This is a genomic window from Paractinoplanes deccanensis (assembly GCF_016862115.1).
GTDB classification, from domain to species: domain Bacteria; phylum Actinomycetota; class Actinomycetes; order Mycobacteriales; family Micromonosporaceae; genus Actinoplanes; species Actinoplanes deccanensis.
In genome coordinates this window covers 1-15,832 of sequence record NZ_BOMI01000108.1, presented here as the reverse complement: position 1 = coordinate 15,832, position 15,832 = coordinate 1, and the positions used below count along the sequence as shown (strand labels likewise).

Below are 15,832 nucleotides of genomic sequence, written 5' to 3'. Positions count from 1 at the left end.
GCCGCCCAGCTCGACGGCGGCGCCGGTGGGCAGCCCCCTCGGGTGAGACCCTCCTCAACCGGCGTCATGGCCGAGCACCCTGCGCCGGGCGTGCGCCTCGCTCGCGCAGCAACGCGTCCAGACGGCGCATCAGGTCGCCGGCGCGGCCGCCGCCGGCCGGCGCGGGGGGATACCGCCTCAGGACGTCGATGACGGCCGGGCTCGCCGCCTCCGCGAACCGCGCGATGGACGTCTCGCCGAGCCCCGGGGCGTTCTCCGCCGCCAACTCCAGCGCCAGCGCGGCGTGGGCGGCGGAACCGAGGATGTGCTTCACCTGGGTGGCCTTGGCCAGCGGGTGCAGGAACGCCGCCCCGGCCGCCGCGAGCGCCGAGCGGGCCGCCTCGGAGGCCGCCGGCTGAGCCGCTTCGCGCGCCTCGGTGACAGCCCGCTGCGCGGCCCAAGCACAGTCACGTATCCGTTTGACTCGCTCACCTCCGGCCGCGAACGCGAGGGCGGCGTCGATCGCCTCGCGTGGGCGGCGGTCGCCGGGGCGCTCGCGCTCGAACAGCTCCAGGACGCGTCGGGCGCAGGCGGCCGCATAGGCAGCGACCGCCCGCAGGTCGTCCGGGCCGAGCTCGACGCCGGCACCGTGGCCGCTGGATTGCGCCTTGTCCGTCACACGATCCCCTTCGGCTGCCCGCCGGCAGCGACTTCGCGACCATCGTCGACACGGACGGCCGGACCGGCCACGACCTGACCCCCGACCGCATGCGCGAGCCGGAGCTGACGCCACACCGGTGGGCCAGCGCCGGTGGGCCAGCGCCGGTGTCAGGCCGTCCTCGTCGGCCGTGATCACCCGCATGGCCTGGGCCCGGGTGCGCCACGGGCCGCGCACGTGGCGGCGGACGACGGCCTGGCCGGGCGTGAACCGCCCGGCGGCAGCGTAGCCGATCATCGGGTGGGCGTGGCAGCCGCGCGAAACGCGCTGCACGTGGCCGGGACGTGATCGGGTCGCGCTGCTCGGCGGGCCGGGCGCTGCTGCGGTTGGGGCGGCGCTCGCCCGTACGTCTAAGGCTTGGTCAGGGAACGGGCGATGACGAGCCGTTGGATCTGGTTGGTGCCCTCGACGATCTGCAGCACCTTCGCCTCGCGGAACCAGCGCTCGACCGGATGGTCGGTCACGTAGCCGGCGCCGCCGAGGACCTGGACGGCGTCGGTGGTCACGCGCATGGCGGTGTCGGTGGCGAAGAGCTTGGCCTTGGCGGCCTCGATGGAGAACGGGCGGCCGGCGTCCTTGAGGCGGGCCGCCGACAGCAGCAGCGCGCGGGCGGCGGAGATCTGGGTGGCCATGTCGGCGAGCAGGAAGCCGATGCCCTGGAAGTCGCCGATGGGGCGGCCGAACTGGACGCGTTCGCGGGCGTAGGACGAGGCGTAGTCGAGGGCGGCCTGGGCGAGGCCGACCGCGCAGGCGGCGATGCCGAGGCGACCGGCGTCGAGGGCCTCCATGGCGATGGTGAAGCCGCCGCCGAGCTCGCCCACCAGGCGGTCGGCGGGCAGGTGGCACGACTCGAAGACGATCGGGGCGGGGGCCGACGAGCGCAGGCCCATGGTGCGCTCGGGCTTCTGCGGCAGCAGGCCGGGGGTGCCGGCGTCGGCGAGCAGGCACGAGATGCCCTTGGCGCCGGGGCCGCCGGTGCGGCAGAAGACGTTGTAGAAGTCGGCCTGGCCGGCGTGGGTGATCCAGGCCTTCGTGCCGTCGACGCGCCAGCCGTCGCCGTCGGGCACGGCGCGGGTGGTGAGGTTGGCGGCGTCGGAGCCGCCGGCGGGCTCGGACAGGCAGTACGCGCCGAGCAGCTCGCCGCCGAGCATGTCGGGCAGCTGCTTGCGCTGCAGGGCCGTGCCGTGGGCGTAGACGGGATAGCAGGCGAGGGTGTGGACGCTGACCGATTCGGCGATGGCCAGCCACGAGCCGGCGAGGATCTCGAGGACCTGCAGATAGACCTCGTACGGCTGGTCCGCGCCGCCCACCTCCGCCGGGTAGGGCAACCCGAGCAGGCCGGAGCGCCCGAGGGTGCGCAGCACGTCGCGAGGGAACTCGCCGCGGGCCTCGAAGGCGTCCGCCTTGCCGGCCAGCTCGCGGGTGGCGAGCTCGCGCGTCAGGTCGAGCAGGTCGTGGGCCTCGGGCGTGGGCAGGAGCCGGTCTACCGTCACGAGGGTCAGCTTAACGAACGTTCATTAAGGTGCGCGATACCCTATTGTGGCCTTCGTGAAGCCACTGCTCGCCGTCGACGCGCCCAGCCTCTACTTCCGCGCCTTCCACGGCATCCCGGAGAAGGCGGCGCAGACGCCCGCGGGCGAGCCGGTCAACGCGATCCGCGGCTTCCTCGACATGCTCGCCCAGCTGATCCGCACCCGGCACCCCGATCGGGTGGTCTGCGCGCTCGACGCGAGCTGGCGGCCGGCGTGGCGGGTGGCGCTCGTGCCCTCGTACAAGAAGCACCGGGTCGCGCACGGCGACGTCGAGGAGGTGCCGGCCGCGCTGGAGCGCCAGATCCCGGTGCTGCTGGAGACGCTGGCCGCGGTGGGCATTCCCGCTTTCGGCGTCGAGGGATACGAGGCGGACGACGTGCTCGGCACCCTCGCGGCCACCCAGCCGGCTCCCGTGGAGGTCGTGTCCGGCGACCGCGACCTGTTCCAGCTGGTGGATGATTCACGTGGAACGCGGCTTTTGTACTGCGGCCGCGGCGTGGCGAAGCTCGAGGACGCGGACAACGCGCTGGTGGAGAAGAAGTACGGCGTGCCCGCCCGGTGGTACGCGGACTTCGCGGCCATGCGCGGCGACCCGAGCGACGGCCTGCCGGGCGTGGCGGGCGTCGGCGAGAAGACGGCGGCGCGGCTGATCGCCCGCTACGGCGGGGTGGCGGAGATCCTGGCGGCGCTCGACGATCCGGCCGCGGGCTTCGCGCCGGGGCTCAAGACCAAGCTGGCGGCGGCCCGGGACTATCTGGACAAGGCACTGCCGGTGTGCAAGGTGGCGCTCGACGTGAAGCTGCCCGATTTCGATGCGACGATGCCGCGGGCGCCGAAGGATCCCGACGCGCTGCTGGCGCTGGCGGAGCGGTGGAACCTCGCGGGGTCGGCGCGGCGGCTGGTGGACGCGCTGGCCGCGGGCTAGCGGCGCCGCCGGTTTAAAGCGACATTTCGTAATTCTGGCCTATCAGGTTGGCGCCAAAGCTGCGGTGCGGCTGCTCGTCGACCAGCTTGAAACCGCGCGCCAGATAGATCTTGCGGGCGGCGACCAGCACATCGTTCGTCCAGAGCTTCATTCGGACATATCCGTTTTGCCGCGCGAAGTCGATACACGTGTCGACGAGCCGCTCCCCCAGCCGGTGGCCGCGCGCCGACGGGTGCACCAGCAGGATCCGCAGCACCGCCACGTCGTCGCCGCCGTCGACGCAGAAGACGCTCCCGGCGCGGCGCCCGTCCACCTCCGCGATCCACGCGTTCTCCCGCTCGGGATCGCGCGAGCCCGCGTAGTCGGCCACGATCCGCGCCACCAGCGCCTCGAACGACGTGTCCCAGCCGAACTCCGCCGCGTACACCTCGCCGTGTGCCTTGATCACCCAGCCCAGGTCCCCCGGCCGGCCCAGTTCGCGGATCATCGCACCCTCCCACTGAAACGTTCGTTTCAGTAGGGCATACTCGACCCCCATGGGTCAAGGCAGGCGTGACGAACTGCTCGAGCTGGCGTACGCGTACGTCCGCGACCACGGCATCGCGGAGCTGTCGCTGCGCCCCCTCGCGAGCGCCGTCGGGTCGAGCCCGCGCGTGCTGCTGTTCCTGTTCGGCAGCAAGGACGGCCTGATCCGCGCCCTGCTGGAGCGCGCCCGCGCCGACGAGCTGACACTGATCACCCGGGCTCGCGCCGAGCTGGCGCCGCCCGCCCGGGACCGCCCCGGCGAGCCGGCGTCGCTCGGGAGCGAGGCCGGCCTGGACAACGCCGCCGAGGCCGTCTGGGAGTGGCTCGCCGACGACGCCCACCGCCCGGTGCTGCGGCTGTGGGCCGAGGCCTACGCCCGTTCGCTCCTCGAGACCGAGGGCCCCTGGGCCGGCTTCGCCAGGTCGACGGTCGACGACTGGCTCGGCATCCTCGCGACGACCCAGCCCGCCGCGGTACGGGACACAGCGCCCGGCCTCGCGCAGCGCACCGCCGTGCTGGCCGTGCTGCGCGGGGCCCTGCTCGACCTGCTCGCTACCGGCGATCGGGAACGGACGACGGCTGCGGTGCGGCACCTGCTGCGTGCCGGCCCGGCTCGTGCCGGCCATGCTCCCGGCGACCGCCCTCCCGAGGGCCGCCGTCCCGAGGGCCGGCCGATCCCGGGAGACGGCGGCCCGTCAGCACGTCCGTGAGCGCCGCCGCCAGCGCGACCACCACGAAGGCGACCGTCAGCCACAGCGCGCCCCGGAACGCCGAGCCCCAGTCGCCCCGCGAGTCCGCCAGCCGGGCGAAGAACAGCGCGCCCACCGCCGCGATGCCCATCGCCGTGCCGATCCGCTGGCCGGTCTGCAGCACCGCGCCGGCGCTGCCCGCCCGGGCCACCGGCACCTGCGAGAGCGACAGGTTCTGGTTCGGGCTGATCACCAGCCCGCTGCCCAGGCCGGCGACCAGCAGCGGGAACGCGGCCGCCGCTCCCCCGGCGTGCCCCTCCACCACGGTCAGCGCCAGGTCGGCCCCGGCCAGCCCCACGATCACCATGACCAGGCCCAGCACGACCAGGTGGCGGCCATAGCGGTTGACGAACCGGCCGCTGACCGCCGCGCCCACCGCGGAGCCGAGCGCGAACGGGGTCACCGCCAGGCCGGCGAGCAGGGCGCTGTAGCCGAGGCCGCTCTGCAGGTAGAGCGTGTAGATGAAGAAGATCGTGGTGAAGCCGGCGAAGTAGAGCAGGCCGATGAGCGCGCCCAGCCCGTACGACCGGACCTTGAACAGGCCCAGCTCGACCAGCGCCGTGTGCTCGCGCCCGAAGCGGCGCTCCCAGACCACGAACAGCGCCAGCACCAGCGCGCCGGCCACCGCGAGCAGCCACTTGGCGTTGCCCTGCCACTCGCGCTCCTGCACCAGCGGCAGCAGGAACAGCACGACGCCGAGGCCGAGCAGCGCGACGCCGACGGGGTCCAGGCTCTCCCGGGACTTCTCCGACCGGCGTACGGGGATCCAGCGCCGCCCGAGGATCACCGCGACCACGCCGATCGGGATGTTCAGGTAGAAGATCCAGCGCCAGCCCTCCGCCTCGCCGAACACGGCGATGAGCAGGCCGCCGAGCAGCGGGCCGACCGCCGTGGAGATGCCGATCGTGGCGCCGAGCAGGCCGAACGGGCGGGCCCGCTCCGGCGGGTCGAACATCTCCTGGATCAGGCCGGAGATCTGCGGGTTCATCACGCCGGCCGCCGCGCCCTGCACGAGCCGGGCGACGATCAGCCACAGCGCCGAGGTGGCGAGGCCCGCGGCCGCGCTCGCCAAGGTGAACAGCACGAGGCCGGCGATGAAAACGTTGCGGCGGCCCCGGGCGTCGCCGAACCGGCCGGCCGGCACCAGCAGCAGGCCGAAGGTGAGCGCGTAGCCGGACAGGACCCACTGGAGCTCGCCGGAGCTCAGCTGCAGCTCGTCGCGGATCGACGGCAGCGCCACGTTCACGATGCTGACGTCGAGCAGGGTCATGAAGCCGGCGACGAGGGCGACGGTGAGCGCCCGCCAGCGCTGGGGATCCGAGGTCACCAGGCGAACGTTCCCGTCTGGAAACGGCCATAACCGTGGATCTAGTGTGTCTCCCATGACGTCGTTCGCGGTGGTCGGCTCCGGGTGGCGGGCGGAGATGTTCTGGCGGCTGGCGGCGGCGCTGCCCGACGTCGAGTGCGTGGGCGCTGTGGTGCGCACCCCGCGCGAGCTGCCGGTGCCGGTCTTCACCTCACTCGACGAGCTGCGGCCCGACTTCGTGGTCACCGCCGTGCCGTGGGCGGCCAACCCGAGCGTGATCATGGAGGCGGTCGAGCGAGGGCTGCCCGTGCTCGCCGAGACGCCGCCCGCGCCGGACGAGGCGAAGCTGCGGGCGCTGTGGCAGCTCACCGGCGACACCGGCCTGGTACAGGTCGCCGAGCAGTACCTGCTGGTACCGGCGCACGCGGCGCGCCTGGCGGCGGTGCGCGACGGGCTGATCGGCGAGCCGGCCCAGGTGCAGGTCTCCTCGACGCACATGTACCACGCGGTGTCGCTGATCCGCGGCTATCTGGGCGTGGGCCGCGGCCCCGTCACCGTGCGCGCCACCCGCACCACGGCGCCGCTGGTCGACCCGCTGACCCGGGCCGGCTGGACCGACGACGCCGAGCCGCGCGCCGCGACGACCACGATCGCCACCCTCGACTTCGGCGACGGCCGGTCCGGGCTGTACGACTTCACCGACAACCAGTGGCACAACCAGCTGCGCTTCCGGCGCATCGTGGTCCGCGGCAGCCACGGCGAGCTGCAGAACGACGAGATCGTCCGGCTCGCCGGGCCGCGCACGATCCTGCGGGCCCCGCTGGTGCGCCGGCAGACCGGATACGACCTCGACCTCGACGATTTCGACACCGACACCATCGCCCTCGGCGAGCGGGTACTCTTCCGCAACCCCTTCCCGGGGCGCCGCTGGAACGACGAGGAGATCGCGATGGCCACCATGCTGCGGCGCATGGCGTCCTGGGTGCGCGGCGAGGGCCCGCCGCCCTACCCGCTGGCCGACGGCGCCCACGATCACCTGGTGGCGCTGGCGATCGAGGAGGCCGCCGATACCGGTGAGACGGTGACCGTTGACGTACCTCCCTGGTCTTAAGCTAAGACATCGCCACCGGCACCCGATGGGATCCGGGACGGCGCCGGCCAGCCGTCCCCAGGAGCCGATCGGAGGGCGGATGACGACGCGAGCCGCTCGCGTGGGGTTCTGTGCGTGGATCCTGGCGCTGACCGCCGTCTACTACGCGTTTCCCGCCAGTCACCTCTGCACCTGGGCCCTCATCGGCTACTCCAGCGCCGCGATGGTGCTGCTCGGCGTGCGGCTGCACCGTCCCGAGCACCGCCTGCCGTGGTATCTGATCGCCGCCGCGCTGGCCACCTTCACCACCGGCGACACCTGGTACAACCTCATCCTCGTGCTCGGCCGCGAGCCGCGCTTCCCCGGCCTCGCCGACCTGTTCTACCTGCTGGTCTACCCGCTGCTCACGGGCGGTTTCCTGCTGTTCGTCCGCTACCGCAACCGGGGCAGCAACCGGGCCGCGCTGCTGGACGCGCTGGTGCCCACCGTCGGGCTCGGCCTGCTCTCCTGGGTCTACTGGATCGCGCCGTTCACCCGCTCGCACGACCTGTCGCTGCTGGAGAAGCTGGTCTCGATCGGCTACCCGCTCGGCGACGTGCTCGCGCTCGCCGTCACGCTGCGCATGCTCACCAGCCCCGGCCGCCGGCCGCGGGCGCTCACCGCGATCGGCGTGGCCATCCTCGGCCTGCTGGTCTCCGACATCTTCTACGGCCAGTCCCAGCTCAACAGCGACTGGACGCTCGGCGGGCCGGTCGACTTCGGCTGGATCGTCTTCTACGCCGTCATGGGCTTCATGGCGCTGATGCCGTCGATGCGCGAGCTCTCCGCCGAGCGGCCGCCGCAGGTCAGCACCGACATGGGCACTCGGCGCATCGTCTGGATGGCGGCCGCCGCGCTGATCGCGCCGGTCGTGCTCTACATCGAGTGGATGAACGGCCGCGAGATCGAGGAGGCCCGACAGGGTGTCGTCGACGCGCCGGTGATCGCCGCCGCCGCGGCGCTGATGTTCCTGCTGGTGCTGGCCCGGGTCAACGGCCTCGCGGGCGCCCAGCGGCAGGCCCGCGCCCGCGAGCGCGCGCTGCGCCAGGCCGGCACGCTGCTCTTCTCGGCGGCCACCGAGCAGGACGCGGCCCGTGCCGTGCGCGACGCCGTCGCCACCCTGGTGCCCGCCGGGCAGCCGTACCGGCTGAGCCTGACCGCGCACGCCGGCGACGTCCCGCACATCCCGGGCCTGCGCCTGATCACCGCCGACGAGCTGCCGGCGGGCGTGCCCTCGCACGGCTTCGGCCATTTCCTGTACGCGACCATGCCGCTGCCGGGCACCGGGCGTCTCGGCGCCGGGCTCCTCGGCGGCGACGGCGCGCTGCTGCGCGAGCTGCTGCCCTCGTTCGAGGCGTACCTGGCGCAGATCGAGGTCGTGATGCAGCGCATCGGGCTGACCGGCGAGGTCAACCGGCGCGAGAGCGAGGCGTACTTCCGGACCCTGATCCAGAACGCCGCCGACGTCATCCTCATCGTCGGCGACGACGACCTCATCCGGTACGCGAGCCCGTCGGCCGCCACCGTGCTCGGCCACCACGACCTCGAGGGCACCGCCCTGTCCGCGCTCATCGCGGTCAGCCACCACGACGCCATGCGCGAGATCCTCGGCAGCCTGCGCTCCGGGCAGGGCGAGCTCGACGCGCCCGACCTCGCGGTGCTGCGCGCCGACGGCTCGCTGGTGCAGGTCGAGTGCACCGGGCGCGACCTGCGCGACGACCCGACCGTGCGCGGGGTCGTGCTGACCGTGCGCGACGTCACCGAGCGCCGCCGCCTCGAGCAGGACCTGTCCCACCTGGCGTTCCACGACGGCCTCACCGGGCTGGCGAACAGGGTGCTGTTCCGCAACCGCCTCGACGAGGAGTTCGCGGCCGCCGCGGAGTCCGGCCTGGAGCTGGGCGTGCTCTTCGTCGACCTGGACGACTTCAAGGAGGTCAACGACACCCTCGGGCACGCCGTCGGCGACGAGCTGCTGGTCGCCGTCGGGCAGCGCATCGACGAGGTCGTCGGCACGGCCGGCACGGCGGCGCGGATGGGCGGCGACGAGTTCGCGGTCCTGGTCGCCGACGACGCCGAGCAGGTCGCCGCGCGCCTGGTCGAGGCGCTCGCCGTGCCCGTGGAGCTCGGCGACGGCCTGGGCGGCACCCACATCGTCAGCGGCGCGGCCAGCGTCGGGGTGGCCACCAACGCCGACGCGGACTCCCCGACCGAGCTGCTGCGCCACGCCGACCTCGCGCTCTACCAGGCCAAGGGCGGTGACAAGGGCACCTGGCAGCGCTACCGGCCGGAGCTGCACACCGAGATGGTGAAGCGGCTGGAGACCCGTGCCGCGCTGCACGAGGCGATCGAGGACGACCAGCTGCGCGTCATGTACCAGCCCATCGTCGACCTGCACTCCGGCGAGATCGTCGCGGTGGAGTCGCTGGTGCGCTGGCAGCACCCCACGCGCGGGCTGCTCGGCCCGTACCACTTCATCGAGGTGGCCGAGGAGAGCGGCGTCATCGTCGAGATCGGCGGCTGGGTGCTGCGCGAGGCGCTCGCCCAGCTGGCCGCCTGGCGCGCGGCCGACCCGGCCACCACGCTGCGCTACGTGAGCGTGAACGTGTCGGCGCGGCAGTTCCGCACGCCCGGCTTCGTCGACCAGGTGCGCCGGGCGATCGCCGACGCCGGCGCGCGTCCCGAGTGGCTGCTGCTGGAGATCACCGAGAGCCTGCTGCTGCGCGACGCCGACCAGGTGGCCGCCGACCTGCGCACGCTGCGGGCGCTGGGCGTGCGCATCGCGATCGACGACTTCGGCACCGGCTACTCGTCGCTGAGCTACCTGCGGCAGATGCCGGTCGACGTGCTCAAGGTCGACAAGTCGTTCATCGACGACATCCTCGGCAGCGAGCAGCAGCGCGCCCTGGTCGACGCGATCGTCACGCTGGCCCGTAACCTCGATCTGACAGTGGTGGCCGAGGGCATCGAGGACGCCGGGCAGCGGGCCGCGCTGGCCGGCATGGGATGCCCGTACGGCCAGGGCTATCTCTTCTCGAAGCCGGTGTGGCCGGGCGAGATCCCGGCGCTGGCGCACGCCATGGTCCCGTCCCCGGCACGAGCGTAATCCGGGTTAATCGCTGGCGGTCATGGGCCGTCACGGTGCAGGGTCGAGGCGTGCTGGAGAATCCCGTGTGGGCCGCCCTCTCCGGGCCGCAGGCCTGCTTCGCCGAGGCGTCCGGGGACGCCGCCCGCTATCAGCCCGACGTGTCGCCGTTCTGCGCGGTCGCCGACCTCGGTGACCCCGCCGCCTGGACCGACCTCGCCACGCTCACCGACCGGGCCTTCCTGACCGGCCCGTCGATCCGGCCGCCGGCCGGCTGGGAGCAGGTGCGGGCGGTGCCCGGCGTGCAGATGGCCGGCCACGGCATGACCGGGGTGCCCGACGACGAGGCGGTGCCGCTCACCGAGACCGACGTGCCCGAGATCCTCGACCTGGTCGAGCGCGCCCAGCCCGGCCCGTTCGGCAAGCGCACCGTCGAGCTCGGCCGCTACCTGGGCATCCGCCACGAGGGCCGGCTGATCGCCATGGCCGGCGAGCGCTTCCGGCTGCCCGGCTGGACCGAGGTCAGCGCGGTCTGCACCGACCCGGCCTTCCGCGGCCGCGGGCTCGGCGCCCGCCTCACCATGGCCGTGGCGGCCGCCATCCTGGAGCGCGGGGACCTGCCGTTCCTGCACGTCACGGCCGAAAATCTGGGCGCCATCCGGCTGTACGAGCGGCTCGGCTTCCAGGTCAGCCACCAGGTGGTGTTCGCGTCCTTCCGGCTCGTCTAGTCGCCGAGCGCGCCGTCGGCGACCCGGTCCTTCAGGTCGCCGATCTCCTGCAGCACGTCGGCGAGCTCGCCGCGCACCCGGGCCAGGCGGTTCTGCTCGTCGTGCGGCAGGCCGCCGCCGTGGTCGTGGCTGACCAGGGTGCTCTCCTGCTCCTCGAGCTCCTCGCGGCGGGTGTTCAGGCGGTTGAGCTCGGCGGCGTACTCGGTGCGGGTGATCCTGTCTGGCTGCATGGCCGAGGGTTTCCCCACTTCGGATCGCGCCGACACGCGACCCTCGACACACCCGCCGCCCCTCGCTAGGCCTTGCGGTCGGCGCGCTTGTTGGCCTTCTGGATCGCCTCGACGAGCTGCGGCTTGGTCATCCGGGAGCGGCCCGGGATGTCGAGCCGCTTGGCGACCTGCATCAAGTGCTCCTTGCTGGCGTTCGCGTCGACACCACCCGCCGTGCCGGCCTTGGTGCCGCGCCCACCGGCGGCCTTGGCGTCGCTCGGGCCCTTCTTCGCCTTGGGCTCCCAGTGGTCGCCGACCTTCTCGAACGAGTGCTTGACCGCGGAGAAGGCGGTGCGGTGGGCGCGCTCGCCCTCGCCGTACTGCTCGACCGCCGAGTCGTACGTCTTGGCGAACGTGTCCTGTGCTTTCTTCGGCGAGCGCTTCAACGTCGCCGGCATCTCCTCGCGTGCTGGCATGTGTTGACTGTTCCCGGCACACAAGGTCGCAAACCGTCCTAGGCTCCAGGCGTGTCGGACGGTGAGTTCTGGACGTACACCGGGCTGCTCGGGCTCAGCGGCCTGGTGCTGCTCGCCCTCGGCGTGGCCGGGCTCGGCCAGTCCGGCTTCCTGCGCGGCGTCGACGCGCTGCTCGGGCTCGGCTTCCTCGGCTACGCGGGCTATCTGGGCGTCGCCCGCCCGGACGACACGTTCACGTTCTGGGCGGTCTTCGCGCTGCCGGTGCTCGCGCTGATCCACGCATCGGTCTGCCTGCGGCGGGAGATGCGGTTGCGGCGGATCGCGGCCAAGTTCACCCCGGATCCGTACGCGGAGGCGATGCGGGACGCGCAGACGGAGCGGCAGCCGTTTCCCGCCGCACCAGGGCCCCTGCCGGAGCCGCCCACGGCTGCGCCGTCCGCTCAGGCGGAGGTGCGGCGTGGGCCGATGCCGTCGGGGCTGCCCCGCCCTCCGGCAGCGGACGACCTTGCCGCCCCCTCCAGCCCTGCCGCCCCTTCGGACCTTTCCGGCGGTGAGGCTGCCGGCTACACGGGGCGCCACTCGGCCAACTCGGACGAGCGGTTCCCGCAGAGCCCCGGCTACGCCGCCCGCTCCTACGAGAACCGCCCCGAGGGCGGCCGGCACCGCGCCCCGGAGACGGACGACTCCCCGCGAAGGTGACGCCCCGCCGCGGCGGTGGAAGATTGGTCGCCATGGACTACCGCCGGACCTTCCGAGCCGCCGCCGTCACCTTCGTCGACCTCGTCGCCCGGATCCCCGGCGACCGCTGGGACGGCCCCGGCCTGGGCGAGTGGACCCTGCGCGACCTGGTGGCCCACACCGCCGGGTCGGCGCTGCGCCAGGTGCCCGACGTGCTCGCCACCCCGGCCGAGTCGGTGACCGTCGCCTCGCCCGAGGGCTACTGGACGTTCGCCCGCACGGTCGCCCCCGAGGTGTACGCCGCGGCGGTCGCCGCCTCGACCGACCTTGCCCGCACGGCCGCCCACGAGCTCGGCGACGACCCGGCCGCCCCGATCGGCGAGCTCGCCGGCCGCGCCACCCAGGCACTCGCCGCCGCCGGCGACGACGACGTGGTGTCCACCCCCGCCGGCGGCATGCGCGTCCGCGACTGGCTGCCCACCCGCACGTTCGAGCTGGTCGTCCACGGCCTCGACGTCGCGGCCGCCGCCGGTGTCGAGGCCGCCTTCCCGCCGGACGCCGTCACCGAGGCCACCGTGCTGGCCGCCCGGGTCGCCGCGGCCGTGGGCGACGGCCCCTCGGTGCTCTTCGCCCTCACCGGCCGCGCGCCGCTGCCGAAGGGCTTCTCGGTCCTCTGAGGCGCCCACCGCGGCCCCGCTCAATAGCGGCACCTCAGAACGACCATTGTGTGGCCGCCGACCTCGTATTGGCCGCCGGCCTTGGCGGTTTTGCGGCGGGCGGCCAGCAGCGGGTCGGCGGTGTTGACGACGACCTCCCAGGTGCGGCCGAACTCGCGGTCGGGGAGGGTGAACGCGACGCGTTCCCCGAGCGGGTTGAAAAGGAGCAGGAACGAGTCGTCGGTGATGGGCTCGCCGAGCGCGTCGCGTTCCGGAATGCCGTGGCCGTTGAGGAAGACCGTCATCGTCATGCCGCTGCGGGTGTTCCAGTCGGCCTCGGTCATCGGCTGGCCGTCGCGGCGCAGCCAGGCGATGTCGGGCACCTTGTCCTCGGTCACCGGGTCGCCGGTGAAGAAACGGCGGCGGCGGAAGATGGGGTGCTTGGCGCGCAGTTCCGCCAGGCGGCTGGTGAAACTGGTCAGCACCTCCTGCATGCGCGCGTCCTGCCAGTCGACCCAGCTGATCTCGTTGTCCTGGCAATAGACGTTGTTGTTGCCGCCCTGGGTGCGGCCCAGCTCGTCGCCGTGCGCGATCATCGGGACGCCCTGGCTCAGCAGCAGCGTGGCGAGGAAATTGCGTTTCTGCCGCTCGCGCAGCGCCACGATGTCGGCGTCGTCGGTCGGGCCCTCGACACCGCAGTTCCACGACCGGTTGTGGCTCTCCCCGTCGCGGTTGCCCTCGCCGTTCGCGTCGTTGTGCTTCTCGTTGTACGACACGAGGTCGTTCAGCGTGAAACCGTCGTGCGCGGTGACGAAGTTGATGGACGCGATCGGGCGCCGCCCGTCGATCTCGTACAGGTCGGAACTGCCCGTGAACCGGGACGCGAACTCGCCGAGGCTCGACGGCTCACCGCGCCAGAAATCGCGCACCGAGTCGCGGTAGCGGCCGTTCCACTCCGTCCACAAGGGCGGGAAGCCGCCCACCTGATAACCGCCGTCACCGACGTCCCACGGCTCGGCGATCAGCTTCACCTGCGACACGACCGGGTCCTGGTTGACCAGGTCGAAGAACGCGGCCAGCCGGTCCACCGCGTGGAACTCGCGGGCCAGCGCCGCCGCCAGGTCGAACCGGAAACCGTCGACGTGCATCTCGGTGACCCAATAGCGCAGCGAGTCCATGATGAGCCGCAGCGACTCGTGGTGCCGCACGTTGAGGCTGTTTCCCGTGCCGGTCGTGTCGTAGTAGTACTGCTTCTGCTCGTCGACCAGCCGGTAGTACGCCGGATTGTCGATGCCCCGGAAGGAAAGCGTCGGCCCGAGATGGTTGCCCTCGGCCGTGTGGTTGTAGACGACGTCCAGGATCACCTCGATGCCGGCCTGGTGCAGCGCCTTCACCATCGACTTGAATTCCTGCACCTGCGCGCCGTGCCCGCCGAACGACGCGTATCCGTTGTGCGGCGCGAAGAACCCGATGGTGTTGTATCCCCAGTAGTTCGTCAGTCCCCGGTCGACCAGCGTGCTGTCGTGCACGAACTGGTGCACCGGCATGAGCTCGACCGCCGTCACGCCGAGCTTCTTCAAGTACTTGATCATCACCGGGTGGGCGAGCCCGGAATAGGTGCCGCGCACGTCCTCCGGAATGTCCGGGTGCCGCTGCGTCATGCCCTTCACGTGGGCCTCGTAGATGACCGTCTGGTGGAACGGGATCCGCAGCGGGCGATCGTTGCCCCAGTCGAAGAACGGGTTGATGACCACCGACTTCTGCGCGTACGGCGCCGAGTCCGCGTCGTTGTAGGCGTCCGGGTTGCCGAATTTGTACGAGAACAGCGCCTCGTTCCAGTCGTTACGCCCGTCGATGGCCTTGGCGTACGGGTCGAGCAGGAGCTTGTTCGGGTTGCACCGCAACCCGTTCGCCGGATCGTAGGGCCCGTGCACGCGATATCCGTACCGCTGCCCCGGCACCACCCGCGGCAGATAGCCGTGCCAGACAAGAGCCTCCCGCTCCGGCAGATCGATGCGCGTCTCCACGCCGTCGTCGTCGAAGAGACAGAGCTCCACCCGCTCGGCCACCTCGGAGAAGAGCGCGAAGTTGGTGCCCCCGCCGTCGTAAGTGGCGCCCAGCGGGTACGGGTTCCCGGGCCAGATTTTCATGCCGCTCTGCTTCCCCGATAAGTCCCCGCTGAATCTGTGGCCTCAGAGACCCCAGCAGGGCGCTGGGCACCTCCACCCGCGCTGTGGCAGACCTCACACATGTCCCGCCTCAGCAGCGACCTTCGTTTGCCGCGCAGGCCCTCTGAGACCGTCGAGCACGGACTGGTGCGCGTGCCACGTACTCCCGCTCGATGCCCGAACGGCGCTTGGAGGGCGGTTCGCCCGCCTCACCCGCCGCGTCGCCTCGCCTACTGTCTCCGGCATGCCCGAGCTGATCGTTCCCACGGCCCGCCTGCACGCCGCCTTCCTCGACTGCCACGACGAGTGGGGCCCCGGCGTGCACGAGGACGGCTTCGGCCTGGCCGCCGACGACGACGTGCGCTCCACCGAGGGCTTCGCCACCTGGGTTGCCGGCCTGCTGCGCCTCAGCCACCCCACCGGCACACCGTGCCCACCCGCCCGGCACGCGACCTACCGCTGGATCGCCGACGAGGGCCGCATCGCCGGCGGCATAGCCCTGCGCCATCTCCACGACGACGACCTCGGCCGCATCGGCTACGGCATCCGCCCGTCGGCCCGCCGCCGCGGCCTGGCCTCCTGGGCCCTCGCCGAGATGCTGAAGGAGGCCCGGGCCGCCCTGGGCATCGACCGGGCCCTCATCCCCTGCCTGGCGGACAACACAGCCTCAGCCCGGACCATCGAACGCAACGGCGGCGTCCTCGAGGAGATCCGCGACTCCGCGCAAGGCCCGGTCCGCCGCTACTGGATCGACCTCCGCTCCCTGTAGAGGAGCGCCTCGCCGACCCATGGCTGTCCAGCGCCTCCGCCCGACCGGCGCCGGCCAGCGCTCAGCACGACCCTGACCCCACCGCCGGCGGCCGCCAGGCACCGCCTTGCCGGGCGTCAGGCCGCTCGGCGGGCGTCAGGCCGCTCGGCGGGCGTCAGGCCGCTCGGCGGGCGTCAGGCCGCTCGGCGGGCGTCAGGCCGCTC

At 72.7% G+C, this 15,832-nt stretch carries 14 protein-coding genes; 7 read left to right on the top strand and 7 right to left on the bottom strand.

The window, feature by feature from the left end; translation table 11 throughout:
* Positions 1-64: 64 nt before the first annotated feature.
* Both Ade02nite_RS27035 and Ade02nite_RS27030 read right to left on the bottom strand, forming a co-directional pair.
* Complete coding sequence (locus Ade02nite_RS27035; protein ID WP_203769751.1) at positions 65-658, bottom strand: putative immunity protein; 594 nt, start codon at positions 656-658, stop codon at positions 65-67.
* A gap of 389 nt (positions 659-1,047) precedes the next feature.
* Positions 1,048-2,190 carry an acyl-CoA dehydrogenase family protein gene (locus Ade02nite_RS27030; RefSeq protein WP_203769749.1) on the bottom strand — a complete coding sequence of 381 codons (1,143 nt, stop codon included), beginning with the start codon at positions 2,188-2,190 and terminating at the stop codon, positions 1,048-1,050.
* A gap of 55 nt (positions 2,191-2,245) precedes the next feature.
* On the opposite strand from Ade02nite_RS27030, the gene Ade02nite_RS27025 reads away from it, so the two are divergent.
* Positions 2,246-3,154: a 5'-3' exonuclease gene (locus Ade02nite_RS27025; protein WP_379037600.1), complete on the top strand. Its 909-nt coding sequence runs from the start codon at positions 2,246-2,248 to the stop codon at positions 3,152-3,154.
* 13 nt (positions 3,155-3,167) lie between these two features.
* Here the strand turns inward: Ade02nite_RS27025 and Ade02nite_RS27020 are convergent, their stop codons facing one another.
* Together Ade02nite_RS27020 and Ade02nite_RS27015 are read right to left on the bottom strand one after the other, a co-directional pair.
* Positions 3,168-3,641, bottom strand: a complete 474-nt coding sequence (locus Ade02nite_RS27020) for a GNAT family N-acetyltransferase (RefSeq protein WP_203769738.1) — start codon at positions 3,639-3,641, stop codon at positions 3,168-3,170.
* A 590-nt stretch (positions 3,642-4,231) separates the two neighbouring features.
* Positions 4,232-5,812: an MFS transporter gene (locus Ade02nite_RS27015; RefSeq protein WP_203769736.1), complete on the bottom strand. Its 1,581-nt coding sequence runs from the start codon at positions 5,810-5,812 to the stop codon at positions 4,232-4,234.
* On the opposite strand from Ade02nite_RS27015, the gene Ade02nite_RS27010 reads away from it, so the two are divergent.
* The 3 genes from Ade02nite_RS27010 (at position 5,811) to Ade02nite_RS27000 (ending at position 10,673) form a co-directional block, all read left to right on the top strand.
* On the top strand, positions 5,811-6,845 hold the full coding sequence (locus tag Ade02nite_RS27010) for a Gfo/Idh/MocA family protein (RefSeq protein WP_203769734.1): 1,035 nt from the start codon (positions 5,811-5,813) through the stop codon (positions 6,843-6,845). The two genes, Ade02nite_RS27015 and Ade02nite_RS27010, sit on opposite strands and share 2 nt — an antisense overlap.
* Before the next feature lie 79 nt (positions 6,846-6,924).
* Positions 6,925-9,966, top strand: coding sequence for a putative bifunctional diguanylate cyclase/phosphodiesterase (locus tag Ade02nite_RS27005; protein ID WP_203769732.1), 3,042 nt, complete (start codon positions 6,925-6,927; stop codon positions 9,964-9,966).
* A 50-nt stretch (positions 9,967-10,016) separates the two neighbouring features.
* Positions 10,017-10,673: a GNAT family N-acetyltransferase gene (locus Ade02nite_RS27000; protein ID WP_203769730.1), complete on the top strand. Its 657-nt coding sequence runs from the start codon at positions 10,017-10,019 to the stop codon at positions 10,671-10,673.
* Here the strand turns inward: Ade02nite_RS27000 and Ade02nite_RS26995 are convergent.
* A complete protein-coding gene (locus Ade02nite_RS26995) occupies positions 10,670-10,903 on the bottom strand; it encodes a hypothetical protein (RefSeq protein WP_203769722.1) in 234 nt (77 codons plus the stop codon). The genes Ade02nite_RS27000 and Ade02nite_RS26995 overlap by 4 nt on opposite strands.
* A gap of 65 nt (positions 10,904-10,968) precedes the next feature.
* A complete protein-coding gene (locus Ade02nite_RS26990; RefSeq protein ID WP_203769720.1) occupies positions 10,969-11,358 on the bottom strand; it encodes a ChaB family protein in 390 nt (129 codons plus the stop codon).
* Positions 11,359-11,409: 51 nt separating this feature from the next.
* Between Ade02nite_RS26990 and Ade02nite_RS26985 the strand changes: the two genes are divergently transcribed.
* Both Ade02nite_RS26985 and Ade02nite_RS26980 read left to right on the top strand, forming a co-directional pair.
* Complete coding sequence (locus Ade02nite_RS26985; RefSeq protein ID WP_203769718.1) at positions 11,410-12,057, top strand: hypothetical protein; 648 nt, start codon at positions 11,410-11,412, stop codon at positions 12,055-12,057.
* 32 nt (positions 12,058-12,089) lie between these two features.
* Positions 12,090-12,713, top strand: coding sequence for a maleylpyruvate isomerase N-terminal domain-containing protein (locus tag Ade02nite_RS26980; RefSeq protein WP_203769716.1), 624 nt, complete (start codon positions 12,090-12,092; stop codon positions 12,711-12,713).
* 20 nt (positions 12,714-12,733) lie between these two features.
* Here the strand turns inward: Ade02nite_RS26980 and glgX are convergent, their stop codons facing one another.
* Entirely contained in the window at positions 12,734-14,842 is a 2,109-nt protein-coding gene (glgX, locus tag Ade02nite_RS26975) for a glycogen debranching protein GlgX (protein ID WP_203769714.1), read from the bottom strand.
* A 262-nt stretch (positions 14,843-15,104) separates the two neighbouring features.
* Between glgX and Ade02nite_RS26970 the strand changes: the two genes are divergently transcribed.
* Positions 15,105-15,629 (top strand): GNAT family N-acetyltransferase, encoded by a 525-nt coding sequence (locus Ade02nite_RS26970; protein WP_203769712.1) that lies wholly within the window; start codon positions 15,105-15,107, stop codon positions 15,627-15,629.
* Positions 15,630-15,832: the final 203 nt, after the last annotated feature.

Excerpts from the sequence above, each read along its gene's own strand:
- Ade02nite_RS27020 (WP_203769738.1), bottom strand. The coding sequence starts at position 3,641 with ATGATCCGCGAACTGGGCCGGCCGGGGGACCTGGGCTGGGTGATCAAG.
- Ade02nite_RS27010 (WP_203769734.1), top strand. The coding sequence starts at position 5,811 with ATGACGTCGTTCGCGGTGGTCGGCTCCGGGTGGCGGGCGGAGATGTTC.
- Ade02nite_RS27015 (WP_203769736.1), bottom strand. The coding sequence starts at position 5,812 with ATGGGAGACACACTAGATCCACGGTTATGGCCGTTTCCAGACGGGAAC.
- Ade02nite_RS27005 (WP_203769732.1), top strand. The coding sequence starts at position 6,925 with ATGACGACGCGAGCCGCTCGCGTGGGGTTCTGTGCGTGGATCCTGGCG.
- Ade02nite_RS26995 (WP_203769722.1), bottom strand. The coding sequence starts at position 10,903 with ATGCAGCCAGACAGGATCACCCGCACCGAGTACGCCGCCGAGCTCAAC.
- Ade02nite_RS26990 (WP_203769720.1), bottom strand. The coding sequence starts at position 11,358 with ATGCCAGCACGCGAGGAGATGCCGGCGACGTTGAAGCGCTCGCCGAAG.
- Ade02nite_RS26980 (WP_203769716.1), top strand. The coding sequence starts at position 12,090 with ATGGACTACCGCCGGACCTTCCGAGCCGCCGCCGTCACCTTCGTCGAC.
- glgX (WP_203769714.1), bottom strand. The coding sequence starts at position 14,842 with ATGAAAATCTGGCCCGGGAACCCGTACCCGCTGGGCGCCACTTACGAC.
- Ade02nite_RS26970 (WP_203769712.1), top strand. The coding sequence starts at position 15,105 with ATGCCCGAGCTGATCGTTCCCACGGCCCGCCTGCACGCCGCCTTCCTC.